General features: G+C 66.7%; 20 protein-coding genes and 1 tRNA gene. 10 read left to right on the forward strand and 11 right to left on the reverse strand.

The genetic code is table 11. The annotated features are described in order from the left end of the window. Positions 1–212 precede the first annotated feature (212 nt). Both LWW89_RS12375 and LWW89_RS12380 read right to left on the reverse strand, forming a co-directional pair. Positions 213–303 (reverse strand) — tRNA-Ser (locus LWW89_RS12375). A gap of 67 nt (positions 304–370) precedes the next feature. Further along, positions 371–985, reverse strand: coding sequence for a TetR family transcriptional regulator (locus LWW89_RS12380; RefSeq protein ID WP_293264598.1), 615 nt, complete (start codon positions 983–985; stop codon positions 371–373). 98 nt (positions 986–1,083) lie between these two features. On the opposite strand from LWW89_RS12380, the gene LWW89_RS12385 reads away from it, so the two are divergent. Genes LWW89_RS12385 through LWW89_RS12395 form a run of 3 tightly spaced genes read left to right on the forward strand, consistent with a single transcriptional unit; the run spans position 1,084 to position 6,977 of the window. Then, positions 1,084–2,298 (forward strand): efflux RND transporter periplasmic adaptor subunit, encoded by a 1,215-nt coding sequence (locus tag LWW89_RS12385; RefSeq protein ID WP_293264600.1) that lies wholly within the window; start codon positions 1,084–1,086, stop codon positions 2,296–2,298. Between the two features lie 27 nt (positions 2,299–2,325). Continuing rightward, complete coding sequence (locus LWW89_RS12390) at positions 2,326–5,487, forward strand: multidrug efflux RND transporter permease subunit (RefSeq protein WP_293264602.1); 3,162 nt, start codon at positions 2,326–2,328, stop codon at positions 5,485–5,487. After that, complete coding sequence (locus LWW89_RS12395; protein WP_293264604.1) at positions 5,487–6,977, forward strand: efflux transporter outer membrane subunit; 1,491 nt, start codon at positions 5,487–5,489, stop codon at positions 6,975–6,977. Before LWW89_RS12390 ends, LWW89_RS12395 begins: the two co-directional genes overlap by 1 nt. A gap of 245 nt (positions 6,978–7,222) precedes the next feature. Here the strand turns inward: LWW89_RS12395 and LWW89_RS12400 are convergent, their stop codons facing one another. Beyond that, on the reverse strand, positions 7,223–8,497 hold the full coding sequence (locus tag LWW89_RS12400; RefSeq protein ID WP_293264606.1) for an HD-GYP domain-containing protein: 1,275 nt from the start codon (positions 8,495–8,497) through the stop codon (positions 7,223–7,225). 190 nt (positions 8,498–8,687) lie between these two features. Between LWW89_RS12400 and LWW89_RS12405 the strand changes: the two genes are divergently transcribed. Both LWW89_RS12405 and LWW89_RS12410 read left to right on the forward strand, forming a co-directional pair. Further along, positions 8,688–10,373, forward strand: a complete 1,686-nt coding sequence (locus LWW89_RS12405; protein WP_293264608.1) for a hybrid sensor histidine kinase/response regulator — start codon at positions 8,688–8,690, stop codon at positions 10,371–10,373. Continuing rightward, positions 10,370–10,726 carry a response regulator gene (locus LWW89_RS12410; protein WP_293264610.1) on the forward strand — a complete coding sequence of 119 codons (357 nt, stop codon included), beginning with the start codon at positions 10,370–10,372 and terminating at the stop codon, positions 10,724–10,726. The genes LWW89_RS12405 and LWW89_RS12410 overlap by 4 nt, the downstream gene beginning before the upstream one ends. Positions 10,727–10,732: 6 nt before the next feature. On the opposite strand, the gene LWW89_RS12415 is transcribed toward LWW89_RS12410, so the two are convergent. From LWW89_RS12415 to LWW89_RS12425, 3 genes are read right to left on the reverse strand one after another with little or no spacing between them, the layout of a single operon-like run. Further along, positions 10,733–13,855: a PAS domain S-box protein gene (locus tag LWW89_RS12415; protein WP_293264612.1), complete on the reverse strand. Its 3,123-nt coding sequence runs from the start codon at positions 13,853–13,855 to the stop codon at positions 10,733–10,735. Then, positions 13,852–15,000, reverse strand: coding sequence for an FIST N-terminal domain-containing protein (locus tag LWW89_RS12420; RefSeq protein ID WP_293264614.1), 1,149 nt, complete (start codon positions 14,998–15,000; stop codon positions 13,852–13,854). Before LWW89_RS12420 ends, LWW89_RS12415 begins: the two co-directional genes overlap by 4 nt. Before the next feature lie 34 nt (positions 15,001–15,034). Beyond that, positions 15,035–16,093, reverse strand: a complete 1,059-nt coding sequence (locus LWW89_RS12425; RefSeq protein ID WP_293264616.1) for an HD domain-containing phosphohydrolase — start codon at positions 16,091–16,093, stop codon at positions 15,035–15,037. A 354-nt stretch (positions 16,094–16,447) separates the two neighbouring features. On the opposite strand from LWW89_RS12425, the gene xopAW reads away from it, so the two are divergent. From xopAW to LWW89_RS12450, 5 genes are all read left to right on the forward strand, one after another. Continuing rightward, positions 16,448–17,260 (forward strand): XopAW family type III secretion system calcium-binding effector, encoded by an 813-nt coding sequence (xopAW, locus tag LWW89_RS12430; protein WP_293264618.1) that lies wholly within the window; start codon positions 16,448–16,450, stop codon positions 17,258–17,260. Positions 17,261–17,460: 200 nt separating this feature from the next. Continuing rightward, the gene (locus tag LWW89_RS12435; RefSeq protein WP_293264619.1) at positions 17,461–17,934 is read left to right on the forward strand and encodes a MarR family transcriptional regulator; all 474 of its coding nucleotides are present in this window, start codon (positions 17,461–17,463) and stop codon (positions 17,932–17,934) included. A gap of 5 nt (positions 17,935–17,939) precedes the next feature. Further along, a complete protein-coding gene (locus tag LWW89_RS12440) occupies positions 17,940–18,473 on the forward strand; it encodes a cytochrome b (RefSeq protein ID WP_293264621.1) in 534 nt (177 codons plus the stop codon). A gap of 59 nt (positions 18,474–18,532) precedes the next feature. After that, a complete protein-coding gene (locus LWW89_RS12445) occupies positions 18,533–19,120 on the forward strand; it encodes a YceI family protein (protein WP_293264623.1) in 588 nt (195 codons plus the stop codon). A 66-nt stretch (positions 19,121–19,186) separates the two neighbouring features. After that, the gene (locus LWW89_RS12450) at positions 19,187–19,756 is read left to right on the forward strand and encodes a YceI family protein (RefSeq protein WP_293264625.1); all 570 of its coding nucleotides are present in this window, start codon (positions 19,187–19,189) and stop codon (positions 19,754–19,756) included. Between the two features lie 117 nt (positions 19,757–19,873). On the opposite strand, the gene LWW89_RS12455 is transcribed toward LWW89_RS12450, so the two are convergent. From LWW89_RS12455 to LWW89_RS12475, 5 genes are all read right to left on the reverse strand, one after another. Further along, entirely contained in the window at positions 19,874–20,557 is a 684-nt protein-coding gene (locus LWW89_RS12455; RefSeq protein WP_293264627.1) for a 2'-5' RNA ligase family protein, read from the reverse strand. Between the two features lie 108 nt (positions 20,558–20,665). After that, the gene (locus LWW89_RS12460) at positions 20,666–21,457 is read right to left on the reverse strand and encodes an SDR family oxidoreductase (protein WP_293264629.1); all 792 of its coding nucleotides are present in this window, start codon (positions 21,455–21,457) and stop codon (positions 20,666–20,668) included. Positions 21,458–21,617: 160 nt separating this feature from the next. Then, positions 21,618–22,160, reverse strand: coding sequence for a glycine zipper family protein (locus LWW89_RS12465; RefSeq protein WP_293264631.1), 543 nt, complete (start codon positions 22,158–22,160; stop codon positions 21,618–21,620). A 44-nt stretch (positions 22,161–22,204) separates the two neighbouring features. After that, complete coding sequence (locus LWW89_RS12470; RefSeq protein ID WP_293264633.1) at positions 22,205–22,579, reverse strand: hypothetical protein; 375 nt, start codon at positions 22,577–22,579, stop codon at positions 22,205–22,207. A gap of 81 nt (positions 22,580–22,660) precedes the next feature. Continuing rightward, positions 22,661–23,254, reverse strand: coding sequence for a Spy/CpxP family protein refolding chaperone (locus LWW89_RS12475; protein ID WP_293264635.1), 594 nt, complete (start codon positions 23,252–23,254; stop codon positions 22,661–22,663). Between the last annotated feature and the right edge of the window lie 242 nt (positions 23,255–23,496).

A 23,496-nucleotide genomic window follows, 5' to 3' on the forward strand; every position in this document is an offset into this window, starting at 1 on the left:
TTGGGCCATCGTCGGCGTCAGAGCCACTACGGCAAGCCGGCGGTCATCGCCAAGAATCGGCTGGGAGGACACGCCGATCCAGAAATACCCAATCCATTCTGGGTCACCGGCATCACCGGGACAACCAATCCAGTAACCGGGCCCGGGTGAGTCAAACGCCCGAAAAGCAAAAGGCCCGTAAGTTGTTTTGCAACTTACGGGCCTTTTAATCTTGGCGGAGAGGGCGGGATTCGAACCCGCGTTAGGGTATTACCCTAAACACGCTTTCCAGGCGTGCGACTTAAACCACTCATCCACCTCTCCGTGTGGAAGGCGCGCATAGTAGCAAACTTCCCGGATTAGTCAAAGCCTTTTGTCGAGTCTGGCCGCTTTACCGGCGGCGCAACGCGATGTGGGTGCGGATCATGGCCGGCACTTCGGTGCGCAGCCGGTCGCCGGGCTGGCTGGAGAGCCAGTTGTTGAACACGCCGGAGGTGAAGGAAATGGTATCGAGCGCCAGGGCCTCGGGGCTCATGCCTTCGCGCAGGGTGCCCTTTTCCCGGGCACGGGCATAAGCGATCTCGAGCTTGCCAAGGAACTCCAGGCAGGGGCCGTTCACTTCATGCAGTACGGGGGCGAATTCGTCCACGTACTCGCAGCGCAGGGACATGATCTCGAAGATCTGGCGCAGTTCCTCCGACTCTTCGAGAACGCGGAAGAAGGCCAGCATGGACTGTTCCACGGCGTCGAGGGGATCGGCGAAATCCTCGGATAGAACGAGCCGGTCGGCCGGTTCGATCAGGGTGTGGGAATGCTCGCGCATGGCCGTGAACAGCTCGGCCTTGTTGGCAAAATGCCAATATACTGCCCCACGCGTCACGCCAGCGGCTTGGGCGACTTTTTCGAGGGAAGACCGGATCACGCCGTGGGCGTGGAACACCTGCCGTGCAGCATCGATGATCTGCTGGCGCGTCCGTTCGGCTTCGGCTTTGGTTTTGCGGGCCATGGCTACCTGTAAAAATTTACAAAACGGATGCTGGGTGTAATTTACATACAACCATGGCTGTATATAATAGCACCGTTACGCCTCCAACGGAGAATTCCATGCAAGACCATAAGAACTCGTGGATCGCCCGCCAAACCCTGCGGGTTGGGGTACTGGCCGTTACCGCGGCCTTGGCCGTCGCCTGTTCCAAATCGGGAACCGAGGCCGGCGCCGGGGGCGGCATGCCCCCGGGCGGACTGCCGGTGACAGTGCTTGAAGTCCAACCCCAGAACCTCCCGGTGTCCGTCGAAGTCACCGCCCAGACCGAAGGCGCCAAGGAAACAGAAGTGCGCGCCCGGGTGGGCGGCATCCTGCTCAAGCGGCTCTACCAGGAAGGCGCCCTGGTCAAGGCCGGCCAGCCCCTGTTCCAGATCGACCCGGCCCCCTATGAAATCGCCCTGGCCGACGCCAAGGCCAAGGCCGACCAGGCCGCCCGGGAAGAAGCCCGCCTCAAGGGCCTGATCGGCCAGCAGGCAGTGAGCCAGAAGGAATACGACGATGCCGCGTCCAACCACGCCATCGCCCAGGCCAACCTGCGCCAGGCCCAGCTGAACCTGTCGTGGACCACCGTCACCGCCCCTGTCGCCGGCGTTTCCGGCCGGGCGGTGAAGTCGGACGGCAACCTGATCAACACCAGCGATGCCAGCCTGCTCACCTCCATCTTCCAGACCAACCCGATGTGGGTGCGCTTCGGCCTCTCCGAGTCCGACGTCGCCGCCCTGCCCGGCGGCCAGGTCAAGCCCGGCACGGTCACCGGCGTCCAGCTGATCCTGCCCGACGGCACCGTCTACGAGAAGCAGGGCAAGATCAACTTCCTCGCCTCCAATATCGACACCACCCTGGGCACCCAACAGCTACGCGCCGAATTCGACAACGCCGACGGCAAGCTGCTGCCCGGCCAGTTCGTCCGAGTGCGCCTGCTCACCGGCAACCGGGAAGGCGTCTTCCTGGTGCCCCAGGCCGCCGTCCTGCAAACCGAGCAAGCCCGCCTGGTGATGGTGGTGGACGCCGAGAGCAAGGTCGCCCCGCGTCCGGTACAGACCGCCGAATGGCGCGGCAAGGACTGGGTCATCACCGGCGGCCTGAAGGCCGGCGACAAGGTGATCGTGGACAACCTGATGAAGGCCCGCCCGGGCACCCCGGTGGCCCCCCACGGTCCCCAGGCCGAACAAGGCCCCGGCGCGGGCAAGGGCGCCGCGGCGCCGGCCGCCAAGGCTCCCGCCGCCGACGAGGCCAAGACGCCTGCCCAGCCTGCCGCCCAAGGCAAGCAGTAAGCAGCGCGAGAAAGGGAATCGACCCTCATGTCACGCTTTTTCATCAATAGGCCGATCTTCGCCTCGGTCATCTCGATCATCATCGTCATCGCGGGCATCATGGCCGCCCGCGGGTTGCCGATTGCCCAGTACCCGGAAATCGCGCCGCCGACGGTGATCATTTCCGCCTCCTATCCCGGCGCTTCCGCCGAGACCCTGACCAAGACCGTGGCCGGCCCCATCGAGGAGCAGCTGTCGGGGATTGAAAACCTGATGTACTTCAATTCCACCGCCTCGGCCAACGGCACCCTGACCATCACCGCCAACTTCGAGGTCGGCACCGACATCGACATGGCCACGGTGAACGTCAACAACCGGGTCAAGATCGCCGAGCCGCGCCTGCCGGACGTGGTGCGCCAGTTCGGCGTAACCGTGGCCAAGCGCTCCAACGACATCCTGCTGGTGGCCACCGTCACCTCGCCGGACAACAGCCGCACCCCGCTCTTTCTGTCCAACTACGCCCTGGTCAACATTCTCGACGACCTGAAGCGCATCCCCGGCGTGGGCGACGCGCAAATCTTCGGCGCCCTGGACTACTCGATGCGGATCTGGCTGCTGCCCGACCGGATGGCCCAACTGGGGGTGACCACCACCGAGATCGCCAATGCCATCGCCGCGCAGAACAAGCAGAACGCCGCCGGCAAGATCGGCCAGGAACCCGCGCCCACCGGCCAGCAGCTGGTCTATACGGTGACCGCCAAGGGACGCCTGACCACTCCGGAAGAGTTCGGCAACATCGTCGTCCGCGCCGACGGCCCCAAGGGTGCCCTGTACCTGAAGGACGTGGCGCGCGTGGAACTGGGCGCCCAGAACTACGACGCCTCCACCACCCTGCTCGGCAAGCCGGTGATCGGCGTCGGCATCTTCCTGCAATCCGGCGCCAACGCCCTGGACGTGGCCGAGAAGGTGAAGAAGCGCATGGAGGAACTGAAGGAAAAGTTCCCCAGCGGCATGGACTACGTGATCCCCTTCGACACCACCAAGTTCGTCCAGGCCTCGATCAATGAGGTGGTCCACACCCTGATCGAAGCCCTGGTCCTGGTGGCCGTGGTGGTGTTCGTCTTCCTGCAGAACTGGCGCGCCACCCTGATTCCCCTGGTGGCCGTGCCCGTGTCCCTGATCGGCACCTTCGCCGGCCTGTGGCTGTTCGGCTTCTCCATCAACACCCTGACCCTGTTCGCCATGGTGCTGGCCATCGGTATCGTGGTGGACGACGCCATCGTGGTGCTGGAAAACGTCGAGCGCCTGATCTGGGAAGAGAAGATGAAGCCCAAGGAGGCGGCCATCGAAGCCATGCGCGAGGTCTCCAGCGCCGTGGTGGCCATCGTCCTGGTGCTGTGCGCGGTGTTCATCCCGGTGGCCTTCCTCGGCGGCATCGCCGGCAAGCTGTACCAGCAGTTCGCCGTGACCGTGGCCATCTCGGTGACCATCTCCGGCGTCGTGGCCCTGACCCTGACCCCGGCCCTGTGCGCCCTGCTGCTCAAGGAAAAGCACGAGGAAGTGCCCTTCTTCAAGCCCTTCAACCGGGCTTTCGAGCGGCTCACCAAGAGCTACACCACCACGGTCAACAAGACCCTGCACCACCGCATCATCGGCACCGTGGCCTGCGTGATCATCGTCGGCGGCAGCGTCTTCATGTTCCGCGCCGTTCCCGGCGGCTTCGTGCCGGCGGAAGACCAGGGCTACCTGATCAGCGCCCTGATGCTGCCCGACGGCGCCAGCCTGCAGCGCACCCGCACCACCGGCGAGCAGTTCCAGACCATGATCAAGCAGGACGACTCGGTCGATAAGGTCTTCGTCATCGCCGGTAACGACATCATCGGCGGCGGCATGAAGTCCAACGCCGGTACCGTGTTCATCCCGCTCAAGGATTGGAAGGAACGGACCGAGGTGGCCGACGACCTGGCCAAGAAGTTCACCGGCATGGGCATGATGCTGCCGGACGGCCTGGGCATCGTGTTCAACCCGCCCGCCATCCGCGGCCTGGGTTCCGCCGGCGGCTTCGAGGCCTATATCCAGGCCCGGGGCGATTCCAGCCCGCAAAAGCTGGCCGGCGTGATCCAGCAGTTCATGGACGCCCTGAAGAAGCGCCCCGAGCTGACCGGCATCAACACCTTCTTCCGCCCCACCTCGCCGCAGATCTACGTTGAGGTCAACGAGTCCAAGGCCATCTCGATGGGTATTTCGGTGAGCGACGTCTACCAGACGCTGCAAGCCGCCATCGGCACCCTGTACGTGAACGACTTCAACCTGAACGGCCGCACCTACCGGGTCCAGCTCCAGTCCGACGCCGCCTACCGCGCCAAGCCGGAGGATCTGGGCAAGGTCTATGTGCGCGCCAACAGCGGCGCCGCGGTGCCCATCTCGGCCCTGATCAAGGTCAAATCGGTGGTGGGTCCGGAGCAGCTGGAACGCTTCAACGGCTTCCTCGCCGCCAAGGTGATGGGCAACTCCCAGCCCAACATCAGTACCGGCGACGCCATCCGCATCGTCGAGGAAGTGGCCAAGGAAACCCTGCCCGCGGGCTACGAACTGGCCTGGACCGGCCAGGCCTTCCAGGAAAAGCGCACCGGCACCACCTCCGCCGTGGCTTTCGGCTTCGGCATCATCATGGTGTTCCTGATCCTGGCGGCCCAGTACGAAAAGTGGACCCTGCCCCTGGCGGTGATCATGGCCGTGCCCTTCGCCCTGTTCGGCGCCCTGGCGGCGGTGATGATCCGCGGCATGCCCAACGACATCTACTTCCAGATCGGCCTGGTGGTGCTGATCGGCCTGGCGGCGAAGAACGCGATCCTGATCGTCGAATTCGCCGCCCAGAAACGGGCCGAGGGCATGGGTGTGCTGGAGGCCGCCGAAGAAGGCGCCCGCCTGCGCTTCCGCCCCATCGTCATGACCTCCATGGCCTTCATCCTGGGCGTGTTCCCCCTAGTCAAGGCTACCGGCGCCGGCGCCGCAGCCCGCAAGTCCATGGGTACCGGCGTGTTCGGCGGGATGCTGGCGGCGACCTTCATCGCCACCATCTTCATCCCCATGTTCTTCAGCTGGCTGTCCCGAGGCAAGATGCGCCGCCCCGCCGGCCACCACCCCCATCATCAACTGGAAGCCGACGAGGCCAAGCCGACCGAGGCCTCCGACAAGGAGGGCCAGTAATGCAACGCCCTGAACTGAAAACCCTGGCCGCCGCCCTCTCCGCCGCCCTGCTGCTGGCGGGGTGCGCGGTGGGCCCCGACTACCGGCGTCCCGACAGCACCCTGCCGGACCGCTTCAGCGAATCCGACGCGGTGCCGCTGGCGCGCTCCGCCGCCGTGCAGCAGGAATGGTGGAAGCTGTTCCAGGACCCGACCCTCGACGGCCTGATGGACAAGGCCTTCCAGTACAACACCGACCTGCTGCTGGCGGTGGCGCGGCTGGAAGAGAGCGAGGGCCTGGTGCGCGAGGCCCGCGCCGCCTTCTTCCCGGAAATCGGCGCCCAGGCCAACAGCGTCCGCACCCGGGCCAGCGGGGTCACCTACTCCCCCATCCCCGCCGGCATGGACCCGGTCTACACCGACCACAAGGCGGTGCTCAACACCTCCTTCGAGCTCGACGTGTGGGGCAAGCTGCGCCGCGCCAGCGAGGCGGCCCGGGCCCAGGCCCTGGCCAACCGCTACAACCGCGACACGGTGCAACTCACCCTGGCCGGCCAGGTGGCCCAGGCCTACCTCAGCCTGCGCGCCTACGACGCCCAACTGGTGGCCGCCCGGGAAACCCTGAAGAGCCGCGAAGAGGCCCTGGACATCGCCCGCAGCCGCCAGCGCGGCGGCCTGGCCTCGGCCCTGGACGTGCAGCAGGCGGAAACCAACCGGGCTGCCATCCAGGCCCAGATGTCCACCCTGCGGCGCCAGCGCGCCCTGTCCCTGCACCTGCTCGCCCTGCTCACTGGCGTGGGCGACCTGGCGATTGGCGAGGGTGACCTGCGCGTCCTGCCCCAGCCCCCGGTGCCCCCGGCCGGGCTGCCCTCCACCCTGCTGGAGGCGCGCCCCGACCTGCGCCAGGCGGAGGAACTGCTGGTGTCGGCCAACGCCCAGATCGGCGTGGCCAAGGCCGCCCTGTTCCCCACCATTTCGCTCACCGGCCTCTTCGGCAGCGAAAGCGAGACCCTGTCCAACCTGTTCACCTCGCCGGGCCGCATCTGGTCCTACGGCGCCGGGGTGAACATGCCGATCTTCGCCGCCGGCAAGTACATGGCCCGGCTCGACCAGGCCACGGCGCGGCAGAAGCAGGCGGTGGCGACCTACCAGAAGGCAGTGCAGAGCGCTTTCAAGGAGGTCAACGACGCTCTGGTCAACCTGCGCGAAGCCGGCGAGAACGAATCCGCTCAGCAGACCCGCTACGACGCCGCGAAGAAGTCCCTGGACCTGGCCCAGCTGCGCTACAAGTCGGGCTACTCGCCCTTCCTGGAAGTGCTCGACGCCCAGCGCACTTCCAATGACGCCCAGGTGGACCTGATCTCGGCCCGCCAGGCGCGCCTGAGCGCCACGGTGGACCTGTTCAAGGCTCTCGGTGGCGGCTGGCAGGACGGCACCCCGCGCAATCCGGAGGCCCAGCCCCCGGCACCGGTGGCGGCCAACGCCACCGCGCCGGGCAAGCCAGCCAACTGAGCGCAAGCGCAACGAAAAAGCCCCGCCAAACCGGCGGGGCTTTTTTCATGGGGCAACCGCAAGGATGTCGGGAAGGCGGCGACGGCCACCTGATGCAACCCCCGCGCCAGTAGGGCATCTCCGGGCAGCCCCCTTCAAACGCCAAGCCAGGCGCGGATCTCCAGGCCACCATGCTCGAACGCCGCGACTGGCACGGCGTTCCGGGCTGCGGTACTAACGGCGTGGCGACGCCGCCCCGACTCGGATCAGGCCGAACCTTCCACGTAGTAATCGACCCGTCCCCGGGGCGCCAAGTATTCCACCACCGCCAGGGGCAGGCTGGCCGGGCTGACCACCGCTTCGATCGCCAGTTCGGCCTCCTTCAGGTCCATCACCAGGGCCTCGCTGCGCGGAATTTCGGCGTCGTGGAGCATCACCGTGGGCGACAGCAGCCGGGCCGGATCGGTCTCGATCACCAGGCCGGTGGCGCCGTTGGACAGGGCCACGAAGCTGCCCGGCGGATAGACCCCCATGGTCTTGATGAAGCGCTGCAACAGGTCCGGGTCGAAGTGGGCCGCCTCCTTCTTGAACAGCTGGGCCAGGGCCTCCGCCGGGGTCAGGGCGCGCTTGACGTCGTAGGGGTTGCACAGGTTGTCGTAGCGGTTGGCGATGGCCACCACCCGGGCCAGGCGGGGGATGCGCTCGCCGGCCAGCTTGTTGGGAAAGCCCGTGCCGTCCCAGCGCTCGTGGTGGCAGGCAATCACGTTCTTGGCCGCTACCGACAGGTTGCGCGCCCCGGCCACGGCCTTGATGCCGTAGCCGATGTGGGCCCGGTAGAACTCCTCCTCCGGCGGCGTGCGCTGGGGAGTGCGCAGGATGCGCGGCGGAATCTCGCCCTTGCCCGCGTCGTGGAGCAGCGCCCCCAGACCGGCCTGGCGCATTTCCTCGGCGGTCAGCCCCACGGCCTTGCCAAGCAGCAGGGTCAGCACCATGACGTTGAGGGAATGGAAGGCCAGGCCACTGTCCCGGCTTTTCTGGTTGACCAGGTGGATGGCCACGCTGGGGGCATCCATCAGCCCATCCACCACCCGCCCCACCAGTGCCGAGGCGTCGCCGTGGGCATCCGCCGGCCGGGCGGCGAAGGTGCGCAGGATGTCGGCGATGGACGCCGCCTCGCTCTCGTATTCCCGCTCCCGCCGGGCAAACACGTCCCGCTGGGCGCGCACCCGCTCGATGCGGCGTTGTTTCTCGTCGAGCATGCCGGCCAGGGCGGCGGCGGCGAAATCCATGTCCTCCTCGCCCGCCCCCTCACCCGCGCCGCTTTCCCCCCTGGCCGTGACCGGCAGGGGTTCGGCGATGCTGCGGGCCGGGTCCCAGGTGACCTCGGTCAGGCCCAGGCCGTGCAATACCTGGATTTGTTTGTCGCTGGCGATGCGGAAGGCGTTGAGCAGGAACGGATGGTGAATCCAGCCCAGATCCCCCAGGGAAATGAAGACGCCGGGCTGGAGCCGGTCGATGGCAAGACGGGGCAAAGCGGACATGACGATCAAAAAGTCAGGGGGCGGACAGGCAGCGCCGCAAACGGTGCGCCCGGTGGAAAAATGCCGAATTCCTCACGGCATTTTGGCGGCATTTTTCATTACCATAGCGCAACATGGCATGCCTTGCTTCTAGTGCCCGCATCCTATCGCCCTCCATCTGACCGCCCGCTGATTCCGCCCCCACCGGCGCATGCCCACCACCCACCTCGCCGCCCCGACCGCCCGCCAGAACCGGACGCGCATCCCGCGCCTGATCTGGGGCTTCGCCATCCTGCTGCTGGTGCTGCTGTGGACGGCCATCCTCTACAAGGTCACCAGCGAGAAGCAGCTGGAAATCGCGGACATCAACCAGACCAACATCAACCTGGCCCGTTCCCTCGAAGAACACACCCTTCGCACCCTGAAGAGCGTGGACCAGGCGGTGCTGTTCCTCAAGTTTCAGTACGAGCGCAATCACGGCAAGGTGGACATTCAGGACTATGCCCATGAAGGGATGATCATCACCACTCTGTTCAACCAGCTGGGGGTGATCGACGAGCACGGCATGTACATCCTGTCCAACATCCCCAACCACAAAGTCATGGACCTGTCGGACCGGGAGCACTTCCTGGTGCACAAGAAAGCAGACACCAACCAGCTGTTCATCAGCAAGCCCGTCCTGGGCCGTGCCTCGGGCAAGTGGTCGATCCAGATGACCCGGCGCATCAACAAGCCCGACGGCAGCTTCGGTGGTGTGGTGGTGGTATCGGTGGACCCCTACTACTTCACCGGCCTCTACGGCGACGTGAATCTGGGCAAGGACGGCGTGATCGCCCTGGTGGGCCTGGACGGCGTGGTGCGCGCCCGCAAGTCCGGCGAAAACGCCGACGTGGGCCAGAACATCGGCGATTCCGCCGTATTCAAGCTACTGGCCGATGCCAACCAGGGTATTTACGAGCGCGCCAGCAAGATCGACCACATCAACCGCTTTCTCGCCTTTCGCCGCCTGCCCGACTATCCGCTGGTGGTGATCGTCGGCGTCAGCGCCGACGAAGCCCTGGGCGATTTTTACGCCCGTCGTCAGTCCTATATCGCCTTCGCCATCGTGATGACCCTGCTCATCCTGGCCTTCGCCATCTCTTCCTCTCGCCTGCTCAACCAGCTCAACCGAAGCCGGGAAGAGGCCGAAGAGGCCAACCGGCTCAAGTCCGAGTTCCTCGCCTCCATGTCCCACGAGCTGCGCACGCCGCTCAACGGCATCATCGGCTATGCCGAACTGCTGCAGGATTCGGTGGACGACCAATCGCTGCAAGGTTTTGCCGGCACCATCCTGGACAGCGGCAACCACCTGCTCGGGCTGGTCAATTCGATCCTCGATCAATCCAAGATCGAAGCCGGACGGCTCGAACTCTTTCCCAGCGACGTGGACTGCCGGGCCCTGCTGCAACAGATCTACCTGGCCCACCTGCCCACCGCCCAGCAGAAGGGGCTGGAGTTCGAGTTGGCGGTGGACGACGACGCGCCGCCCACCCTGCGCTGCGACAATTCCCGCCTGATGCAAGTACTCAACAACCTGGTGCACAACGCCCTCAAGTTCACCGACCAGGGTCGGGTCGAACTGCGCGCCCGGCGCGCGCCCGGAGGCATCCGCTTCTCGGTCATCGACACCGGGCCGGGGATCGCGCCGGAGCATCACGGCATCATCTTCGAGAAATTCCGCCAGGCCGAAACCTTCATCACCCGCAAGCACGGCGGCACCGGCCTCGGCCTGTCCCTGTCGCGCCAGCTGGTCGAACTGATGGGCGGCCGCCTCGAACTGCACTCGGCCCTGGGCCAGGGCAGCGAGTTCTATTTCACCCTCGGCGACCTGCCCGCCGGGAAGGATTCTTCATCATGAAAGTACTGGTAGTCGACGACCAAGACGTCAACCGCATGCTGCCCAGCGCCATCCTGCGCAAGCTGGGCGTGGACGTGGAAGAGGCCTCCTGCGGCCAGGAGGCCTTGGACAAGATGCGCCAGAACCCGGACATCCGGCACGTGCTGCTCGACGTGAGCATGCCGGACATGAGCGGCACCGAGGTCTGCCAGACCCTGCGCAAGGAACGGGACGGCGAGGGCCTGCACATCGTCGCTTACACCGCCCACGCCTTCCCCGGCGAAAAGGTCCAGATCATGGAAGCCGGCTTCAGCGAACTCCTGATCAAGCCGATCACCCGGGACGCCCTGATTCGCGCCCTGGGCATCGACTGATCCGCCTCAGGCGGACGATACCGCCAGAAATTCCCTCAGGGCCGCGCAGAAGCGTTCCAGTTCGGCCGCCAGTTCCTCGACCCGAGCCGGATCGGCCATCCCTGCCGCCGCCACCTCCTCCAGGGCTGCCGCTTGGCGCACCACCGCCCCGTTGCCGAAATTGGCCACACTACCCTTGATGGTGTGGGCCACCCGGGACAGGGTCTTCCAATCGCTGGCGGCCAGGGCCGCCTTCAAGGCCGCCGTATCCCTGGGTGCCTGGTCGAGGAACACGTCGCCGATGATGGAAAGGATGTCCGCATCCATCTGGCCGAGCAGGCGGGCGTAATTCTCGGGCCGCGCACCCTGAATGGGTATGCCCCCCCTCCCGACCTCCTCACCCGCAATGCCCGCCAGCACGGCCAGCAGGTCGTCCCGGGTGAGGGGCTTGCCCAGGTAGCCATCCAGCCCGGCCGCATTGCCGGCCTCCCGATCAATATCCTCCGCCGCCGCAGACAGGGCATAGACGGGCACCCGCCCCCTGCCAGCCTCGGCTTCGGCCGCCCGGATGCGGGCCGTGGCCTCAAGCCCGCCCAGGCAGGGCATCTGCACGTCCATCAGCACCAGGTCCGGCGCCTCGTCCGCAGCCCAGGCGGCCAGGGTCTTGTTCACCGCCTCTTCGCCGTTCTCGGCCAGGGTCACCCGGTGCCCCAGCCGTTCGAGCAAATTGGTGATGAGGCGTTGGTTAACGGGATGGTCCTCAGCCACCAGGACGTGCAATGCCCGGACGGGCCGGGTTCCGGACTCCTCACCGCCGATCCAGCGGACCAGCGCCCGGCCGAGCTCACCCGCGGTAGCCGGACGGGCCAGGGCCAGGGGCGCGCCCCACTCGCGCAGTTCGCCCCCCGACGGCGCGGAAGGCCGACTGAGCAGGATCACCGCCTCGGGCGCCACGCCCGCCGCCGTGAGGGTGGCGGCCAGGGGCTGGCCCAGGGCCAGGGGCAGGTCCACGTCCAGCACGCATAGATCGAAAGGCAAGACGCCGCCGCCGCCCCCCTCCCCGCGGGTGGCCAGGCGCAGGAGATCGGCATCGCTGCCGGCCCACAGGCTCTCCGCTCCCCAGCGGGCGAGATGCCCCTGGAGAATGCGGGCCTGATCGGGGTGGTGCACCGCTACCAGGGCGCGCAACCCATCCGGCAGATCCGGCGTTTCGAGGGTGCCAGGCAGGCAATGGGCCTGGACGGTGAACCGGAAGGTGCTGCCGTTGCCCACCTGGCTCTCCACCCAGATGCGGCCCCCCATCAGCTCCACGAGGCGGCTACAGATCGTCAGCCCCAGGCCGGTGCCACCATAGTTGCGGGTGGTGGAGGAATCTTCCTGGGCGAAGGGTTCGAAAATCAGCTGGCATTTCTCTGCGGCAATGCCGACCCCCGAATCGCGCACGGCGAAATGCAGCCGTACGGCATCGCCTTCACGGCACTCCGTCGTCACCGTCAGGACCACCTCACCCCGCTCGGTGAACTTGACGGCGTTGCTGAGCAGATTGAGCAGGATCTGGCGCAGCCGCCCCGGGTCCCCGAGCAGGCGGGCGGGCACGTCGGGAGCCACGTCCACCAGCAGCTCCAGACCCTTCTGCTCGGCGCGCAGGGCCACGGTGCGCAGGGCGTCGGCCACCACCGGGTCCAGGTCGAAGGGAATGGACTCCACGTCCAGCTTGCCGGCCTCGATCTTGGAAAAATCGAGGATGTCGTTGATCACCGTGAGCAGGGAATCGGCGGAACGCTTCACCGCCTCCAGGTATTCGCGCTGCTCGGCGTCCAGCTCCGTATCCAGGGTCAGTTCGGTCATGCCGATGATGCCATTCATCGGCGTGCGGATTTCGTGGCTCATGTTAGCCAGGAAGTCGCTCTTGATCCGGTTGGCGGCCTCCGCCGCCTCCTTGGCCTGGAGGATTTCGCTCTCCCAGCGCTTGCGCTCGGAAATGTCGATGATGGTCCCGACCATGCCCCGGGAACTGCCGTCCGGGTTAGTCAGGGGCGCCTTGCTGTAAAAGGCGTGGCGCTTCGTCCCCTGGCGGGTGACCACCTCGGTTTCGTAGCTCTGGTGCTGGCGGGTGCGCATCAGCTCCAGGTCGCGGCTGGCGTGGAACTCGGCCAGTTCGGGGGGCAACAGGTCGTACACGTGGCGGCCGATCCATTCGCTGCGTTCGAGGCCGAAGAATTCCTCGAACGCCTTGTTGAAGCCGAGATAGCGCCCTTCCGTGTCCTTGAAGTAGATCGGCACCGGGATATTTTCGACCAGCTCCTGAGTGAAGTGGAGCTGGGCATCGAGCTTTTCCTCAACCGCGATGCGGGAAGTGATGTCGTTGCGAATCGCCACGTACTGGTAAGGCCGGCCCGTGCCGTCGAGAAAGGGCACGATGGTGGCGGTCACCCAATAGCGGCTACCATCCTTGGCCCGGTTGCAGATGTCGCCGCGCCACACCCGGCCGGACGAAATCGTCTTCCACAATTCGGTGAAGAACTTTCTGGGATGGCGGCCGGAATTGAGGATGCGGTGATTCTGGCCGAGCATTTCGGCCCGGCTGTAGCCGCTGATTTCCACGAACCTGTCGTTGGCATAGAGGATGGTGCCATCCACGTCGGTGATGCTGACGATGGCGTGCTGGTCCAGGGCCGACTTCTGCTGCTCCAGACTGGAAAGCGCGTCGCGCAATTGCTTCTGGTTGGCCTCCCGCTCCATCACCAAGTCGGAAAGCAGCTGGGTCAGCGCCTCCAGGCTGCCGTCCAGGGCGCTGATAGCGGGCAGCCCGGTCTGGCGCAGCATGTGGTTGGCGATTTCGCGCAGGGAATCGATGGTCTCCTGACGCGCCGCCAGATCTTGAGCCAGGCGGGCGTTGGCCGCGGTCAGCTCGGCCGAGCTGATCTCCAGGCTGCGGGTGCGCAGCGCCAGGTCCCGGTCGCTTTGTTCGTAGGCCTGCTCCACCGCCTCGAACAGGCTGGAAAGGCCCGCCAGTGCCACCGCGCTGCCGGCCTCCACATCGGGCCGGGCCGCCACCTTGAGCAATTCTTCCTGGATGGCGGCAAGCTGCTCCGGGCTGTCGATGCCGAGAAAGCGCTTGAGCTGGCGGGACAGCAGGCGGTGGGTCATGCTTCGCCGATCAGGGTGACGGTCATGGTCTGGTTGTGCAGTTGGCAGCAGCCCCCGGGCTCGCTCGGGCTGATCTCGCCGTAGGAATAGAAACCGCCGAGGACCGTGCCGGGGCCGAGGACGTCGGCCACCGCCTCCACCTCTTCGTCCACCCGCCCTCCCATCACCAGCTTGCGCCCGACGCAGCTGACCAGCAGGGCGAAGCGGGGAGCGGTGCCGTCGGGCAGTTGTTCCCGGGCCTGGCCGGCCGCCTGCTCGGCCCCGTCCACCAGGGCGTCGGTCTTGGCATGCATGAGTTTGAGATAGCCCTGGGAGTCGATCTCGCCAGCCAGGATCAGGCTGCCGGCGGCCTCGTCCACCCCCAGGATGGTCCGGATCAGCCCCAGGTCGGTCTGGTCGTTGCGGGCCATGGAGAACGGAAAGAGCAGGCCCGAGGCCGGCAGGTCCCGGGCGTACTCGCCCAGGTAGCGTTTGTAGATGGCCAAGGCCGGCTCGCCGTCCAGTTCATAGAGGATGTTGCCCTCGCAGCGGGTCACCCGGCGGGCCGGGCCGAAAGACTCCCAGCCCCCCGCCGAACCGTGGCAGAGCCGGACGGCCTCGCCATACAGGCCGATGGCGACCACGCCGCTGGAATCGCAGCCCGCCGAGGACAGGACCCAGGTCTGGCGGAAGGCGCCGCCATCGCCGGCCAGGCCGCCGCTGATCGGCACCTGGTCGCCGACCGCCGAAGCCAGGCCCGCCACCAGGGAGCTGCCGTTGACCGCCACGCCGGGGCCGAACAAGAGGACGCCGCGCAGTTCAGGGTCGGCCAACGATTGGCCCACCCGCTGACCGGCGGCGAACGAATCGGCCATGTCGGCCAGGTGGGTGGCGGACTGGCGCACCCGGCCTTTGCCGAAATGCAGGGCGGTCAGGACGCCGCTGTTTTCCACCACCAGCCGATCACCGACGATCTCGCCGGCGGTACTGCAACCGGCCAGGCTGGCCTTGGGAAAGGCCTGGGCGAGCCGGTCGCGGAGCCCGGGCTGGGCGATGAATCCTGGCGCGCCGAAGGCCAGCACCAGATCGGGCTGGATGGCCTGCAACGCGGCGAGTCCGGCATCGAGCGAATCACCGTCCTGAAAAACCCACTGGCGAATGTCCATGGCTGATAGTCCCGAAAAAAAGCAGTGACCCCATTCAGGCGGCCGGGTTCGCGTCCTCGTCCTGGAAGCGCGCATGAATGGCCAGCACCGCGGGCCAGTCGGCAAAAAAGGCGGCAACGCAGTCCGGATCGAAATGCCGGCCGGCCGATTCCTTCAGGTAGTCGCTGGCCCGCTCCAGGGACCAGGCCGTCTTGTAGGGCCGCGCCGAGGTCAGGGCGTCGAATACGTCGGCCACGGCGACGATGCGCCCGTAGAGGGGAATGTCCGCTCCGGCCAGCCCGCGCGGATAGCCACTGCCGTCGAATTTCTCGTGGTGGGTCAGGGCGATGCTGGCCGCCGCCTTGAGGATCGGCGAGTTGCTGCGGGAGAGGATTTCGTAGCCCTTCAGGGCATGCTGCTTCATCACGTCGAACTCGGCCGCATCCAGGCGCCCGGGCTTGAGCAGGATGTAGTCGGGAGTGCCCACCTTGCCCATGTCGTGCATCGGCGCCGCCTCCAGGATCAGGTGCTGCTCCTCTTCGGGCAGCCCCAGGTTGCGAGCGATCAGTTGCGAGTAGTGGGCCATGCGCAGGATGTGGGCGCCGGTTTCCGGGTCCCGGTATTCCGCCGCCTGGGCCAGGCAGAGGATGGTTTCCCGCTCCCGCTCCACCAGGACGGCGGTGGCCTTGGCCACCTCGTCGGCCAGCCAGGCGGCCCGGTCGGCCATGTAGCGCTGGCCGCGCCGCAGGGTGCACATGTTGCGCACCCGGGCGAGGAATTCGTGCTTGTCGATGGGCTTGGTGAGGAAGTCGGTGGCCCCCTCATCCAGGGCCCGGTAGCGCACGTCCTTCTGCTCGTTGGCGGTGACCATGATTACCGGCACCTCGGCCATGTCCGGAATGGCGCGGAACTGGCGGATGAATTCCAGCCCGTCGGGGGCCGGCATCATGTAATCGACCACCACCACGTCGACCGGCTCCCGGCTGCACCACTCCAGGGCCTCGGCGGAGGCGAGGAAAGGCCGCGGCACGGCCCCTTCGATGCGTCCTACCAGCGCCCGGAACAGGGTCAGATTGATTTCCGAATCATCGACGATCACCACATTGAGCGTCACGGCGCACTCCCTTGGCACGATGTTCTAATTATGCGGCCGCCCCGGACCGGCGCCTGTGCGGAAATTCCTCTGCCCCGGGGGATTTCCTCCCCGTCCGCAACCGCCCCGCTCCGCTGCGCCGACCGGCAGGCCGTCCCAATCAGCATAGCCTAACCGCAAAAGCTGACCGGCAGCGGCGGCAGGGGGCCGCGGCAAGCCCGCCATGCCCCGCGATGAATTGCGCCGCTACGCCCGACCCCATGTATCGGTTTTAGTACCAAGCGCACACGGGGCCGATACAGGGGGCCGGAAGACTGGCAACGCCCGCCGTGCGTCCGCATGGCGGACATCATCCCATTTGCAAGGAGTGAAGCCATGATTAGCGGAGTCAGTAGCGGCAGTTACGCTTCCTACGCACTCTCCGGCAGCAGCGGGCGGAGCGCTCAGGAGGCGGCGAAGCTGCAAGAAAAGCTGTTCGCCAAGGCCGACACCAACAGCGACGGCAGCATCGATAAGACCGAGCTGTCGTCCCTGTTGCAGAGCGATTCGTCGTCCGGCAGCCCGAGCAGCGACATCGATTCCCTGTTTTCCGCCCTGGACAGCGACGGTAGCGGCAGCGTTTCCAAAGACGAAACCTCGACCGCCATCAGCAAGGTACTGGAGCAGTTGCAGAGCCAGTTCGCCGCTGGCATGGACGGCGGCCCCGGAGGGCCTGGCGGTCCCGGAGGCCCGGGCGGAGGCGATCCGTCCCAGATGTTCTCGAACGCCGACAGCGACGGCGATGGCTCGATCAGCAAGAGCGAGCTGACCAGCCTGCTCCAGAGCCAGTCCGGCGATGGCAGCGACGTCTCGTCCCTGGTGGACGACATCCTCAGCCGGGACGACAGCGACAACAGCGGCTCGATCAGCCTGAACGAGTTCACCTCGGCCCTGGAAAAAGGCCAAGGCAGCCAGGGCGGTCCGGCCGGCGCCGGCAATCCGCCGCCTCCGCCTCCCAGTGGCGCGGGCGGCGGCTCGTCCGGCACCTCGGCCGCGTCAGCGTCCTCCAGCGACAGCAGCACGTCGTCGTCCAGTGCCTCCAGCTCGGATCAGCTCAACGCCTTCCTCACCGCCCTGCTGCAGCAATACCGCAGCAACAGCGGCAGCCTGGCCGACACCCTGGCGAGCAGCCTCAGCGTCACGGCCTGAGCAACGCCAGCGCCCCCTACCCCCGCGCCGGAATCCCATCCGGCGCCTTGACGGCCTCCCCTGCGGAGGCCGCTTTTTCGTGGGTGCCCCCCCATCCGGCCGGCGCTCGCATGTTCTACGGCGGCGGTTGACAATTAGTTCTAACTCGAACAATATTGGTTCTAGTTAGAACTAATTAGCCGATCCACTGCCTCATCTTTATGCCCCGCGAAGCCTATCTGACCACCCTTGCCGCCCTGGTGCGCTGCTACCAGGCCTTCGAGGCCTTTTCCGGCAGCCACGTACGCGCCCTGGGGCTGACCCCGCCCCAGTTCGACATCATCGCCACCCTGGGCAACACCCAGGGCATGACCTTCCGCGAGCTGGGGGAACGGACCCTGATCACCAAGGGCACCCTGACCGGGGTGGTGGACCGCCTCGAAGAGCGTGGCCTGGTGCGCCGAGTGGGCCTGGAATCGGACCGCCGGTGCACCCGGGTCGAACTGACGCCGGAAGGCCATGCCCTGTTCCAGCGCATCTTCCCCGCCCACATGGACTATTGCCGCCCGGCCTTCGAGCGTCTTTCTCCGGCAGAACGTGCCCAACTCGACGCGGGCCTGGACGCCCTGCGCCGTGCCTTCACCGACCACCAGACGGCCAACCAGGCCGCAACCGACCCCGCCCCCACCGAGTAACAACAATGACCCCAGACCGCTACACCCGCACCGCCGTCCTGCTCCACTGGCTCGTCGCCCTGCTGATCTTCGCCGCCTTCCCCCTGGGCGTGTACATGGCCGATCTGCCTTTCTCGCCGACCAAGCTGCAGCTTTACTCGTACCACAAGTGGATCGGCATCACCGTGTTGCTGCTGGTGGCCGTGCGCCTGGCCTGGCGGGCCACCCACGCCGCCCCGGCGGCCGCTCCCGCCCCCCGCTGGCAGCAGGCGGCGGCCGCCGCCACGCACCATCTGCTCTATGTGCTGATGGTGGCCGTGCCCCTGACCGGCTGGCTGATGAGCTCGGCCAAGGGCTTCCAGACCGTCTGGTTCGGCGTGCTGCCCCTGCCTGACTTGGTGGCCAAGGACAAGGCCCTGGGCGACCTGCTGCAAACCGTGCACAAGCTGCTCAACTTCACCCTGCTGGCCCTGGTGGCCGTCCACATCGGCGCCGCCCTCAAGCACCACTTCATCGACAAGGATGGCCTGCTCAGCCGCATGAGCTTCAAGCGGGCGTAACCTGCCACCACGCCCCCTCGTCCCGCCACGCTCCCCCTCCCCTACCCCAGGAGAACCTCATGAAACAACGCCGCATCCCCGCCCGCCTCGCCTTTACTGGCCTCATCGCCTTGGCAGCCCTGGGCAGCGCCCAGGCCGCCGAATTCAGCCAGGTGGCCAGCGACAAGAGCCAGATCACCTTCGTCAGCAAGCAGATGAACGTGCCGGTGGACGGCCGCTTCAAGCACTTCGCCGCCCAGGTCAAGTTCGACCCGGCCAAGCCCGAAGCCGGCCAGGCCCGCATCGAGGTGGATCTGGCCAGCATCGACACCGGCAACAGCGAAGCCGACGGCGAAGTGAAGGGCAAGTCCTGGTTCAACACTGCCGCCTTCCCCAAGGCCGTGTTCACCGCCAGCAGCGTCAAGAAGCTCGCCGACGGCCGCTTCGAAGCCCGGGGCCCCCTGTCCATCAAGGGCATCAGCCGCGACGTGGTGGCCGTGTTCGCCCTGCGCAACGAGGGCGCCGGCGCCTGGTTCGACGGTGGCTTCACCCTGCAACGCCTGCCCTACAAGATCGGCGAGGGCTCCTGGTCCGACACCTCGGTGGTGGCCGACGACGTGCAGGTCAAATTCAAGTTCTACGCCACCGCCGGTGGCGCCAAGAAGTAAGCCGCAGTCCCCTAAAAAGCCGTAATCCCCCTCCCCTGCCTTACAACACAACGGAGATAGACCACGATGAAACGCAGCCTGATCGCCCTGGCCCTCGGTGCCACTCTGAGCGCTTCCGCCTTCGCCGCCCCCGAGACCTACGTCCTCGACACCAGCCACACCTTCTCCCGCTTCTCCTACAGCCACTTCGGCTACTCCACCCAGCTGTCCCGCTTCGACAAGACCAGCGGCACCGTGGTGTTCGACAAGCAGGCCCGTACCGGCGCGGTGGACGTGACCATCGACATGAAGTCGGTGAGCACCGGCATGCCCCTGTTCAACGAGCACATCCAGGGCCCGGACTTCCTCGACACCGCCAAGTACCCCACCGCCACCTTCAAATCCACCGCGGTGAAGTTTGACGGCGACAAGCCGGTGTCCGTGGACGGCAACCTGACCATCAAGGGCGTGACCAAGCCGGTGACCCTGACCATCACCTCCTTCCAGGCCATGCCGCACCCGATGCTCAAGAAGGACGCCATCGGCGCCAACGCCACCACCGTGGTCAAGCGTTCCGAATTCAACGCCGGCAAGTACGCTCCCCACGTGGGCGACGACGTGACCATCAGCATCGCCCTCGAAGCGATCAAGCAGTAAGGGCCACGCCTCCTGCCCGCCGGCGCCGCCAGGCACCGGCCATGAAAAACCCCGCCTCGAAGGCGGGGTTTTTTCGTTGCATACCGTGGAAAGACACGAGGGGCCAGACGCGAACGATCAGCCGCCGGCCCCCAGAACGAAGGATTCGCGCCGTTCCAGCAACCCGCAATGGTCCCGGGCCGGATAGACCGCCAGGTCGATGCGCCGTACCGGCAAGCGCATGGGGGCATCGTCGGCAAAGCCCGCCAGGCGCCGGGCCACTTCGTCCTTGACGAAGGCGTCCCGGTACAGGCCCACGGTCAGGTGGGGGACGTAGGCCTCTTCCCGGCACACCTCGTCGCGCCCGGCAGCCAGGGCAGCGCGCAAGGGCGCCAGGCAACCGTCCGGGTCCCGTACGTCGAGAAAGGCCGCCGAGTCGAAACTGGCCAGGCCGCCCACCTCCAGTTCGAAGGGCCCGACGCCGGCCCGGGCCAGGGCCTGGCGCTGCCGCCCCAGCATGGCCGGGGTGAAATCGTCGTTCCAGGTCGCCGCCTCGGCGAGAAAGCCGCAGACGAACACGGTGACGTGGGGCTGGCGTTGGGCATCGGCGAGCAGCCCGCCCAGGTGCGCCCGGGCCTGGGCCACCCGGTCGCGCAGGGGGGCGAGGTCGGCATCGATCAGCCACACCGCGTAGCGGTCACGGCCCCGGTGCCATTCCGGATAGTCCCGGGGCTCGAAGGCCAAGGTGCGGGGCCCGGGCGAGAAAAAGCGCCGAGCTGCTGCCAAGCGCCGGGGCTCATGGGGGTCCACTACGGGGGCCATCCGCCTTCCATCCTCTCCTTTTGACCGCTTCCGCGTGCCACCGGAGATGGCAGCGCCGCCGGAAGCGGGCCGGCCATGGTAGCGGAAAGCGGCCCGGCCGGCGGGACGTCAGAGGGAATCCACCACGCCACCATCCACCCGCAGGACCGCGCCGGTGGTGGCCGAGGCCTGGGGCGAACAGACATAGACCACCATGTTGGCCACCTCGTCGGTGGTCGCCGCACGGCCAATGATCGAACTGGGACGGTGCGCACGGACGAAATCCCGGGCCACCTCCTCGACACTCCTTCCCTGCTCGGCGGCACGGGGTTCGAGCATGGCGCGCAATCCCTCGGACAAGGTCGGCCCAGGCAGGACCGCATTGACGGTGACCCCGCTCCCCCCGACCCGTTTGGCCAGACCCCGGGCCACGGCCAGTTGGGCGGTCTTGGAAAAGCCGTAGTGGATCATGTCGGCGGGAATGCTGAAGGCCGACTCCGACGAGATGAACACCACCCGCCCCCAACCCCGGGCCTGCATGGCCGGCAGGTAGGCCCGGGACAACCGTACCCCGGACATCACGTTGGTATCGAAGTAGCGCTGCCACTCCGCATCGTTGGTGACGAAGAAATCCTGCATCCCGTAGATACCGGCATTGTTCACCAGGATGTCCGCCCGGCCTTCGGCTGCCACCAGGGCGGCGCAGCCGGCGGCACTGGATACGTCGGCGGCCACGCCGCGCAGGTGCGCCCCCGGCACCCGGGCGGCGATGACCGCCAAGGCCCGTTCCACCCGGTCCTGGTAGCGGCTGTTGACGATCACCGTGGCCCCGGCCCGGGCCAACCCTTCGGCGATGGACAGGCCGATCCCGGCGGTGGATGCGGTGACCAGGGCGGTTTTGGCGGAAAGGTCGATATGCACGGTTCAGCCTCCGGATAAGCCCGTAGCGCGCCACTCGCGCCGCGCAAGCTGATGGATGCGCCACCGGAGGCGGCGGGATGCTGTGGGGCCGCTCGCCACTGCAAGCGGCTCCCAATGGAGGCGTCATGACCGGGCACTCGGCCCGGTCAGGTCGCCTGGATCAATAGCCCGGTGCGTTCGGAGGAGGCGGGGGCGGCGATCCCGGCGGCGGAGGCGGGTAGTAACCGCCGGAGCTGGGCGGCGGCGCCATATGCCGGCTGCGCACCTGGGAAGTGGCCACGGGGACCTGGTTGCCCTTGGCGTACATGCACTGGACGTAGGCATTGTCATAGTTGCGCTGGGTCGCATTGGCGGAGGTCTGGGCAGCACCGGTGCCGGCGGCGCTACCCACCAGCAGGCCGGCACCGGCACCGACACCGGCACCGCTGTGCCCACCGATCAGGGCGCCGGCAGCCGCGCCGACGGCAGTGCCGATGGCGGCGCTGCCGACCCCGGACTCGATGCTGGACTGGTTGGCGCTGCTGCCGCCGATCTGGTACTGGGCGTACTGGCGGCAGTCCATGTCGTCGGCGCGGAACTGGTCGAAGCTCTTGCCGCCGCCGGGCAGGGCCATCACGCTGGGCCCGGTCGGCGCCGAGGCGCAACCGGCCAGGAGCAGCACGGAGGGCACCGCGACGGCCAGTAGGGATGCACGTAGTTTCATGTCGCTAATTCCCTGGAAAAAAGTGGATCACGAGCCGCAACCCGCTATTGCGCGGGAGGCTGGGGCGTCACGCGTTGCCAGCCGCCCGGGCAATCCTTGACGTAGGGGTAGTAACCCTTGGCTGCGGCGCAGTAGTACCAGTAGTTGCCAGCGGCCCCCGGGTCCGCCGGCGCGGCCGCGGGCTGCTCCACATATACCGGGGGCGCAGCGGGGGTCACCACCACCGGCGGGTAATAGGGCGGGTAGTAATAGGCCGGCGGGTAGTACCAGGGCCCCCAGGGGCCCCAACCCGGGCCGATCCCCACACCGATGCCGATGCGTACGCGGCCGTGGGCCGCCTGGGCATCGCCGATGCCGACCGTCCCGAGCAGGCCCAGGGCGAGCAGGACGGCCAGTGATTTGATTGCCAGTTGTTTCATGATCGTCATCCTGAGAGATGTTCCCGCCGGAATTCCGCCGCACCGTGCGGTGGAAGATGGGGCGGTCAACGATTCGCGTCCTCAGTTCTTCGGCTTGGCCGGTGCGGCCTTCGGCGCTCCCTTGGCCGGCGCGGACGGAGCCATGTCGCCGTCGCGGCGCTCGTTGCCTTGCCAATGCCCCCGCCAGTGGTGATGCCAGCCGTGGAACTGGGAATGGAGGCGCACCAGTCGGTCGAGCACCTTGCGCTGGTCGTCGTTGAGCGTTGCCTGGAGCCTGGACGTGGCATCGGCCAGGGCGGACAGGCGCTGGGCGAATGCGCTGGCGTGCTCCGCATGGAGGCGCATCATGGCAGCGGCGTCCAGGTTAGCCGGCAAAGGCTTTTGCTCGCCGCCGGCACTCACCAGATCCAGGGTGGCGGCGGCGTAGGCTTCCCAAGCGCTTTCCTGGGAAGCCTTGATTTCAAGCATGGATGCCTCCCGATCCAGATGCTTCTTGACCCACTGGGTCCGTTCTTCCGGCGTGATCTGGCGATAGTGGCCGGGGAACCCGCCGCCGGCGTAAGCATGTCCCGGAGCGGGGCTATGCTCGTCGGCGAACGAAAGCCCGGGAGCGGCCAGAAGAGCGGTCAGGGCGGTGGCGACGATGGCGGTGCGGGCGGGGTGGAACATTTTCATTTCGACACTCCTTGTGGTGGTGGTTCTGGTTTTCTTGATTGCATTGTAGAAATCAAGTTTTTCCCAACCATATCCAAGATGTAACACTTGGTTTCCCCCCACGTATCGAAAATGAAACGCCGCTAAAACCCGGAAGCGATCTGTTACCAAACGTAAAAAAATCGGCCACAGCTCCGGCAACGACGAAAATCGCGCAATAAACATAAGAAACAGGAATAACCGGCAAGGCTCGCCTGGCTTAT

Source organism: Oryzomicrobium sp. (assembly GCF_021287045.1).
Taxonomy (GTDB): Bacteria; Pseudomonadota; Gammaproteobacteria; order Burkholderiales; family Rhodocyclaceae; genus Oryzomicrobium.

What these genes read in the sequence shown, in the direction of transcription:
- LWW89_RS12380 (WP_293264598.1), bottom strand. Translation starts at nt 985, where the DNA reads ATGGCCCGCAAAACCAAAGCCGAAGCCGAACGGACGCGCCAGCAGATC.
- LWW89_RS12385 (WP_293264600.1), top strand. Translation starts at nt 1,084, where the DNA reads ATGCAAGACCATAAGAACTCGTGGATCGCCCGCCAAACCCTGCGGGTT.
- LWW89_RS12390 (WP_293264602.1), top strand. Translation starts at nt 2,326, where the DNA reads ATGTCACGCTTTTTCATCAATAGGCCGATCTTCGCCTCGGTCATCTCG.
- LWW89_RS12395 (WP_293264604.1), top strand. Translation starts at nt 5,487, where the DNA reads ATGCAACGCCCTGAACTGAAAACCCTGGCCGCCGCCCTCTCCGCCGCC.
- LWW89_RS12400 (WP_293264606.1), bottom strand. Translation starts at nt 8,497, where the DNA reads ATGTCCGCTTTGCCCCGTCTTGCCATCGACCGGCTCCAGCCCGGCGTC.
- LWW89_RS12405 (WP_293264608.1), top strand. Translation starts at nt 8,688, where the DNA reads ATGCCCACCACCCACCTCGCCGCCCCGACCGCCCGCCAGAACCGGACG.
- LWW89_RS12410 (WP_293264610.1), top strand. Translation starts at nt 10,370, where the DNA reads ATGAAAGTACTGGTAGTCGACGACCAAGACGTCAACCGCATGCTGCCC.
- LWW89_RS12415 (WP_293264612.1), bottom strand. Translation starts at nt 13,855, where the DNA reads ATGACCCACCGCCTGCTGTCCCGCCAGCTCAAGCGCTTTCTCGGCATC.
- LWW89_RS12420 (WP_293264614.1), bottom strand. Translation starts at nt 15,000, where the DNA reads ATGGACATTCGCCAGTGGGTTTTTCAGGACGGTGATTCGCTCGATGCC.
- xopAW (WP_293264618.1), top strand. Translation starts at nt 16,448, where the DNA reads ATGATTAGCGGAGTCAGTAGCGGCAGTTACGCTTCCTACGCACTCTCC.
- LWW89_RS12435 (WP_293264619.1), top strand. Translation starts at nt 17,461, where the DNA reads ATGCCCCGCGAAGCCTATCTGACCACCCTTGCCGCCCTGGTGCGCTGC.
- LWW89_RS12440 (WP_293264621.1), top strand. Translation starts at nt 17,940, where the DNA reads ATGACCCCAGACCGCTACACCCGCACCGCCGTCCTGCTCCACTGGCTC.
- LWW89_RS12445 (WP_293264623.1), top strand. Translation starts at nt 18,533, where the DNA reads ATGAAACAACGCCGCATCCCCGCCCGCCTCGCCTTTACTGGCCTCATC.
- LWW89_RS12450 (WP_293264625.1), top strand. Translation starts at nt 19,187, where the DNA reads ATGAAACGCAGCCTGATCGCCCTGGCCCTCGGTGCCACTCTGAGCGCT.
- LWW89_RS12455 (WP_293264627.1), bottom strand. Translation starts at nt 20,557, where the DNA reads ATGGCCCCCGTAGTGGACCCCCATGAGCCCCGGCGCTTGGCAGCAGCT.
- LWW89_RS12465 (WP_293264631.1), bottom strand. Translation starts at nt 22,160, where the DNA reads ATGAAACTACGTGCATCCCTACTGGCCGTCGCGGTGCCCTCCGTGCTG.
- LWW89_RS12470 (WP_293264633.1), bottom strand. Translation starts at nt 22,579, where the DNA reads ATGAAACAACTGGCAATCAAATCACTGGCCGTCCTGCTCGCCCTGGGC.
- LWW89_RS12475 (WP_293264635.1), bottom strand. Translation starts at nt 23,254, where the DNA reads ATGAAAATGTTCCACCCCGCCCGCACCGCCATCGTCGCCACCGCCCTG.